Raw genomic sequence first — 6,895 nt, forward strand, 5'->3', positions numbered from 1 at the left:
GGTCGCGTCCGTGGGCCAGCAACCCCTGGATGCAGGCGCAGGCCCTGCGCCTGCGCCGCGAGGTCTTCTGCACCGAGCAGGGCGTGTTCCAGGGCGACGACCTGGACGCCATCGACGCCCGGTCCGGCACCCGGCTGCTGGTGGCCTGCGCCGACCTGGCCGGCCTGCCCGACGAGGTGGTGGGCACGGTGCGCATCCACCCCGAGGGCGAGGGGCTGTGGTGGGGCTCGCGCCTGGCGGTGGCCGCGGCCTGGCGCCGCCATGGCCAGCTCGGCAGCGGGCTGATCCGCCTGGCCGTGGGCAGTGCCCATGCCCTGGGCTGCACCCGCTTTCTGGCCCATGTGCAGCCGCAGAACGAGGCCCTGTTCCGCCGCCTGCACTGGCAGACCCTGGACGAGGTGCAGATCCACGGTCTCCCGCACCGGCTGATGCAGGCCGACCTGGCCCACTACCCACCCTGCCACACGCCCTGGGCCGGCCTGGTGCTGGCGCAGCGGAGCCGCCCGTGAACGACCTCAGCGACCCGAATCCCACCGGGCTGGCGCCCCTGCTGCAGGCCCTGCGCCAGGGCCGCGGCTTCGTCCACAAGCGCGACATCGCCCAGGTGCTGGCCCGGCTGCCCGAGAGCCTGGCCCCGGCCTGGACCGGCAGCGGGCCGACGGGCGTGTCGACGAGTGTGCCCAACGGCGACGACTGCGCTGCCCTGCCCCAGGCCGACGGCAGCCACCTGCTGCTGGCCATCGAGGGCCTGATGCCCGACTTCGTGCAGCAGCAGCCCTGGTTCGCCGGCTACAGCGCGGTGCTGGTCAACCTCAGCGACGTGGCCGCCATGGGCGGGCGCCCGCTGGCGGTGGTGGACGCGCTGTGGAGCGCCGAGCCGGCCACCGCCGAGGCCCTGCTCGACGGCATGCGCGCGGCCTGCCAGCGCTACGGCGTGCCGCTGCTGGGCGGCCACAGCAACCTGCGCGCGCCCAGCGCCCAGCTGGCGGTGGCGGTGCTGGGGCGGGCGCAGCGCCTGATCTCCAGCTTCGCGGCCCGGCCGGGCGATCGCCTGCTGATGGCGGTGGACCTGCGCGGCCACTGGATGGGGGACCAGCCCTTCTGGAACGCCAGCACCGAGGCCCCGCCCGCGCGGCTGCAGGCCGACCTGGCCCTGCTGGCCGAGCTGGCCGAGGCCGGGCTGTGCCAGGCCGGCAAGGACATCAGCATGGCCGGCGTGCTGGGCACGCTGCTGATGCTGCTGGAATGCTCCGGCCAGGGCGCGCAGCTGCAGCTCGACGCCCTGCCCCACCCGCCCGCCGAAGCCGGCTGGCCGGGCTGGGCCGCCACCGGCCCCGAGGCCCAGGCCGCCCAGCTGCGCTGGCTGAGCGCCTTTCCCAGCCATGGCTTCGTGCTGGCGGTGGCGCCCGAACAGGCGGCCGAGGTCATCGCCCGCTTCCAGGCCCGCGCGCTGGCCTGCGCCGACATCGGCCAGGTGTGCGCCGGCACGGCGGTGGACGTCACCCTGGGCGAAGGCGCCCAGGCCGAGCACGCCCGCCTGTGGGACTTCGCCAGCGAAGGCTTTCTGCAGCCGCAGCCCCGCGCCGCGGGGGCGGAAGGCGCGCCATGAGCGCATCCCCGCGCATCGCCCTGCTGATGCACTCGGTGCTGCCGCGCGGCGGCGTGGTGCACACGCTGGAGCTGGCCGGTGCGCTGGCGGCCGCCGGCACGGCGGTGGACGTGCTGGCCCCGGTGGAGCCCGGGCAGGCGCTGTTCCGCCCACTGCCACCCGGCGTGGGCTGGGTGCCCCTGGCCGTGCCCGCGCCCCGTGGCAGCGGCCTGGCCGAGCAGGTGGGCCAGCGCATCGACGCACTGGTGCAGGCCCTGCCCGCCGCCCTGCAGCGGGGCGGCTACGCCCTGCTGCACGCGCAGGACAGCCTGAACGGCCAGGCCCTGGCCCGTCTGGCCCCGGCGCAGCCCTGGCTGCGCACGGTGCACCATCTGGACGACTTCAGCGACCCGCGCCTGGCCGCCTGGCAGGACGGCGCCTGGCGCGCCGCCAGCGCCGTGTGCTGTGTCAGCGATCTGTGGGCCCGGCAGCTGCGCGCCCTGGCCGGGCCGGAAGGCCCGCCGGTGCACCGCGTCTTCAACGGCGTGGCCCTGGACCGCTTCTGCCCCGGACCGGTGGCCGGTGACGTGGCGCTGCTGCGCCAGCACCTGCCCGAGGGGCGCTGGGTGGACGAAGCCCCCTTCATCCTGGCCGTGGGCGGGGTGGAGGCGCGCAAGAACAGCACCCGGCTGCTGCAGGCCTTCGCCCGACTGCGCCAACACCCCCGCTTCCACGGTGCCTGTCTGGTGCTGGCCGGCGGCGCCAGCCTGCTCTCACACAGCGCCGAGCAGGCCCGCTGGCAGGCCGCCCTGGACGAGGCCGGGCTGACCGAAGGCCCGCAGCAGCCCGTCTGGCGCACCGGCCCGCTGCCCGACGCGCTGCTGCCCGCGCTGATGCGCCGGGCCCGGCTGCTGGCCATGCCCTCGCTGAACGAGGGCTTCGGCCTGGTGGCACTGGAGGCCCTGGCCTGCGGCACGCCGGTGCTGGTGTCGCGGCGCGCGCCCTTCACCGAGCACCTGGCCGACAGCCCCGGCGTGTCCTGGTGCGAGCCCGAAGACCTGGCCAGCCTGAGCCAGGGCCTGGCCAACGCCTGGCATGCGCCACGCCTGAGCGTCGCGCCGCCGGTCTGCCAGCGCCTGGCCTGGCGCCGCAGCGCACTGGCTCACCAGACGATCCACGCCCAAGTGCTGGCCGGCCGCCCGTCCCCCCGCGATCCAGAAACTTCCCTGTCCACCCACCTTCCCTGAGGCCCTCACATGCCTGCCATGCACTACACCCTGCGCTGGCCCGATGCCAGCGAAACCACCGCCTACTCGCCCTCGCTCATCATCCAGGACTACTTCGAGCCCGGCCGGGCCTACCGGCTGGACGACTTCGCCCAGCGCCTGCAGGCGGCCACCGCCATCGCCAACGAGCGGGTGCAGGCCAAGTTCGGCTTCGTCTGCTCCCGGGCCAACGACCAGCAGGCCACGCTGCTGGCGCGCCTGGCGCAGTTCGCCCCGCAGGCCGAGGTGACGGTGCTGGCCTTCGGGCCGGCGGACTGAGCGCTCAGGATGAAGGCGCGGCCGCGGCGCGCAGCAACTCGGCCACCGCCTCGGCCGGCGCCGGACGGTGGAAGTGGTAGCCCTGGATCTCGTCGCAGCCGTGGCGGCGCAGGAAGTCCAGCTGCTCGGCCGTTTCCACCCCTTCGGCAATGGTGTGCAGGCCCAGGCTGCGGGCCAGGTTGATGATGGTGGTGACAATGGCCTCGTCCTGCGGGCTTTGCGCCAGGCCGCGCACGAAGGACTGGTCGATCTTGAGCTTGTCCACCGTGAAGCGCTTGAGGTAGCTCAGCGAGGAGTAGCCGGTGCCGAAGTCGTCGATGGACAGCATCACCCCCAGCTGCTTGAGCGAGGCGATGCGGGAGACGGTGAAGTCGGAATCCTCCATCGCGACGCTCTCGGTCAGCTCCAGCTCCAGCCGGCGGGCCGGCAGGCCATGGCGGCGCAGGGCCGCGGCCACCTCCTCCTGCAGAAGAGGGTCGCGGAACTGGCCGACGGACAGGTTGATGGCCACGGGCACCACCGGCACGCCAGCGGCCTGCCAGGCGGCCGTCTGACGCAGAGCCTCGTCCAGCACCCAGCGCCCGATCTCCAGGATCAGGCCGGTCTCCTCGGCGATGGGGATGAAGCGGCCGGGCGGCACCAGGCCGCGCTGCGGATGCTGCCAGCGCACCAGCGCCTCCAGCCCCACCACCCGCTCGCTGTGCGCGTCCATCTGCGCCTGGTAGTGCAGCACCAGCTCCCGGCGCTCCACCGCCCAGCGCAGGTCCCGCGCCAGGGCCAGCGTCTCCTGCACCTGCTCCTGCAGGCGCCGCGAGGCCACCCGCACGGTGTTGCGCCCCTCGCGCTTGGCCTGGTGCACGGCCGACTCGGCCGCCCGGCTCAGCTCGGTCAGGTCGGCGCCGTTCTCGGGGAACTCGGCCGCGCCGATACTGGCGCTCAGACGCAGGTCCTGCCCGCCCACGGCAAAAGGCCGGGCCACCGCGTCCATCAGCCGGACGCTGATCTGGGCCACGTCCCCCACCCCGTTGCCGGGCAGCAGCAGGATGAAGTCATCCCCGCCCAGGCGGCACAGGGTGTCCTCGGGCGCCAGGCACTGGCTCAGACGCAGGGCCAGTTCGCGCAGCACCTGGTCGCCGGCCTCGTGGCCCAGCGATTCGTTGATGGCGCTGAAATGGTCCAGGTTCAGGTGCATCACCAGCGCCGGCATGCGCTGGTGCCGGGCCGTGGCCAGCACCACCCGGGCGCGGTCCGCCAGCAGGGCCCGGTTGGGCAGGTCGGTCAGGCTGTCGTGGTTGGCCAGGCGCAGGATGCGCTCCTCCGCCGACTTGCGGCTGGAGGTCTCGGTGAAGATGCCCAGGTACTGCTGCAGCTGCCCCTGCGCGTCCTTGATGGCGTTGATGGCCAGCCATTCCGGGTAGATGTTGCCCGCCTTGTTGCGGTTCCAGATCTCGCCCTCCCAGCGCCCCTCGGTGTTGAGCTGCTTCCAGAGATCGGCATAGAAGGCGCGGTTCTGGCGCCCGGACTTCAGCAGGGCCGGCGTCTGGCCCAGCACCTCCTGGGGGCTGTAGCCGGTGACGCGTGAGAAGGCCCGGTTGATCGAGACAAAGCGGTTCTGGGCATCGGTGATGAAGATGCCTTCCTCGGTGGCCTCGAACACCTGGCTGATCAGGCGGGAACGCTCCTCCGCCCGGCGCCGGTCGGTGATGTCCTGCGCCAGCACCAGGCGCGCCGGTCGGCCGTCGCGCAACAGCGTGTGGCCGGTGACCTCGACCCAGAAGCGCGAGCCGTCCTTGCGGATGTGCTGCCACTCGCCCGAGCTGCCATAGCCCCCGATCCGACGGTGGCCGCTGACGGTGTGGCGCAGGCGCTCCACGTCTTCGGGCGGCCGGATGTCCTCGATGGTCATGGCCAGGAACTCTTCGCGGGCATAGCCGTACCGGGCGATGGCTGCCGCGTTGACGGCCATGAAGCGCAGGGTCTCGAGGTCGTAGACCCACATCGGCAGCGGATTGGCCTCGAACAGCTCGTGGTAGCGGCCCTCCGAGGCCTGCATGGCCAGCTCGACGCACTTGCGGTCGGTGACGTCCAGCCAGGCGCCGGTGAGCAGCACCGGTCGGCCGGCCGCATCCCGCAGGATCCGCAGCCGGTCGTCCACCCAGCGGTAGCTGCCGTCGGCATGCCGGAAACGGTATTCGTGCTGCAGGGTGTCCCGCTCGGCCAGTTGGTGCTGGGCCGTCATCACCCGCGACAGATCCTCGGGGTGCAGGTTCTGCCGCCAGAAGTCGGGGTTGCTCAGCCAGGCACTGGCCGGGTGACCGGTCATGTCCTCGACGTTCCGGCTCACGAAGTCCAGCTGCCACTGCGCCGGGTTCATGGGATGGGGCTTGAACGTGTAGATCACCGCCGGGGTGACTTCCAGGATGCGGGCCAGCCGCTCACGCTGGCGATGGCTCTCGTCCTGCAGGCGCTGGTGGCGCTGCTCCGCCAGGCGCCCCAGGACGAAGATCAGCAGCGCGCTGAGCGCGACGAAGGCCAGGCCCTTGGCCGACTGCAGCGCCGACAGGGTGGCCACGTCGGTGGTGAGCAGGGCCAGCAGGTGGTCCGACCCCAGGATCCAGAGGACGCCGAACGCCAGGAAGTAGAGAACGATGCGCTTGGCGCTCATGGGGGCTTCGCCGGTCCGATGGAATGTGGCGAGGATCTTAAGTGGCCCCGGACCGCCCCCATGGACCGATCTGCTGCGCGCAGACCCGTGTTTTCACGGGCTCGCAGACCCCGGGAAGCGCCCGGTGCGGCGCCGCGTGGACCGGGGCGGGATAGCCCCGATCGGGGCAACCCGGGCCGGAAAGGTCGATCCACGGTCTCGTATTGACATGGGGCAAGACAGCGTCCCCACCCCGAGGGAAACACCTTGCATGATTTCGCGAAAGGACAGTGCACCCTGTGCAGCAGTCCCTTGCCACGGCAGGACGAATCGCACATTCTTTGGTGTTTGACGTCCGACCCCCGCGAGCGCTTCCATCCATGCACCGACTTCGTCTGCGAACCCGGATCTTTCTGCTGCTGTTGGGCGTGTTCCTGTTGGCGGGCGCCTTGTTGGGCTGGCATCTCTGGCTGGACCAGCGCCAGCGTCTGCAGTCGGCCGAGACCGACCTGACGGTGCAGGCGCGGCTGATCGCCACCCGCGGCGACACGCTGGTGGGCCGGGCCGACGTCCTGCTGAACAGCCTGATGGCCAACCCCACGCTGGCCCCCACCGCCCCACTGGCCAGCTGCCAGGCGCTGCTGGCCCACCTGCTCAAGCTCGAACCCGACTACGACCAGATCGGCCTGGCCCTGCCCAACGGCGACAAGGCCTGCGCGGCCGTCGCGTCCTCGCGGGCCATCAACTTCGCGGACCGCAGCTGGTTTCGCGGCGCGCTGGCCAGCCAGGAGATGGTGATCGGCGACATGACCATCAGCCGCACGCTGGGGCGGCCCACGATCACCTTCGCCAAGGCCCTGCGAAGCCGCACGGGCGAGGTGCTGGCGGTCTATTACCTGGGCCTGAACCTGAACTGGCTGGGACGCACCCTGGCCGTCACCCAGCAGAACGACCTGAATGTGTCCCTGCTGGACGACCAGGGCGTGTTCGTCGCCCGCTACCCCGACGCCGAGCATTGGGCCGGCAGCACGGTGCAGAGTGCCGAGATCCGCCACTCGCTGGCGGCCGGGCAGCCAGGCACCCTGGCCGTGATCAACCGCCTGGGACAGCCACGGCTGA

Annotated in this window: 6 protein-coding genes; 5 read left to right on the forward strand and 1 reads right to left on the reverse strand. The window is 72.2% G+C overall.

Annotation, left to right across the window (positions count from 1 at the left end; genetic code table 11):
* The 4 genes from I73_RS08340 to I73_RS08355 all read left to right on the forward strand — a co-directional run.
* Nucleotides 1–509: MSMEG_0567/Sll0786 family nitrogen starvation N-acetyltransferase (locus tag I73_RS08340; RefSeq protein ID WP_022980190.1), on the forward strand; the 509-nt coding region annotated here is incomplete at its 5' end.
* Nucleotides 506–1,609 carry a sll0787 family AIR synthase-like protein gene (locus tag I73_RS08345; RefSeq protein WP_022980191.1) on the forward strand — a complete coding sequence of 368 codons (1,104 nt, stop codon included), beginning with the start codon at nt 506–508 and terminating at the stop codon, nt 1,607–1,609. The genes I73_RS08340 and I73_RS08345, both read left to right, overlap by 4 nt.
* Complete coding sequence (locus I73_RS26835) at nt 1,606–2,835, forward strand: MSMEG_0565 family glycosyltransferase (RefSeq protein ID WP_022980192.1); 1,230 nt, start codon at nt 1,606–1,608, stop codon at nt 2,833–2,835. The genes I73_RS08345 and I73_RS26835 overlap by 4 nt, the downstream gene beginning before the upstream one ends.
* 9 nt (nt 2,836–2,844) lie before the next feature.
* Complete coding sequence (locus I73_RS08355) at nt 2,845–3,132, forward strand: MSMEG_0570 family nitrogen starvation response protein (RefSeq protein WP_022980193.1); 288 nt, start codon at nt 2,845–2,847, stop codon at nt 3,130–3,132.
* A 4-nt stretch (nt 3,133–3,136) separates the two neighbouring features.
* Here I73_RS08355 and I73_RS30825 read toward each other — a convergent pair whose 3' ends face one another.
* Complete coding sequence (locus tag I73_RS30825) at nt 3,137–5,797, reverse strand: EAL domain-containing protein (RefSeq protein ID WP_022980194.1); 2,661 nt, start codon at nt 5,795–5,797, stop codon at nt 3,137–3,139.
* A gap of 359 nt (nt 5,798–6,156) precedes the next feature.
* Between I73_RS30825 and I73_RS08365 the strand changes: the two genes are divergently transcribed.
* A partial coding sequence (locus tag I73_RS08365; RefSeq protein ID WP_022980195.1) for a hypothetical protein occupies nt 6,157–6,895 on the forward strand: 739 nt, incomplete at its 3' end.

Source organism: Ideonella sp. B508-1 (assembly GCF_000333615.1).
In the GTDB taxonomy this organism is placed as follows: Bacteria; Pseudomonadota; Gammaproteobacteria; order Burkholderiales; family Burkholderiaceae_C; genus Ideonella.

Bases quoted from the DNA above. Each gene is read 5' to 3' on its own strand.
- I73_RS30825 (WP_022980194.1), bottom strand. From the start codon at position 5,797: ATGAGCGCCAAGCGCATCGTTCTCTACTTCCTGGCGTTCGGCGTCCTC.
- I73_RS26835 (WP_022980192.1), top strand. From the start codon at position 1,606: ATGAGCGCATCCCCGCGCATCGCCCTGCTGATGCACTCGGTGCTGCCG.
- I73_RS08355 (WP_022980193.1), top strand. From the start codon at position 2,845: ATGCCTGCCATGCACTACACCCTGCGCTGGCCCGATGCCAGCGAAACC.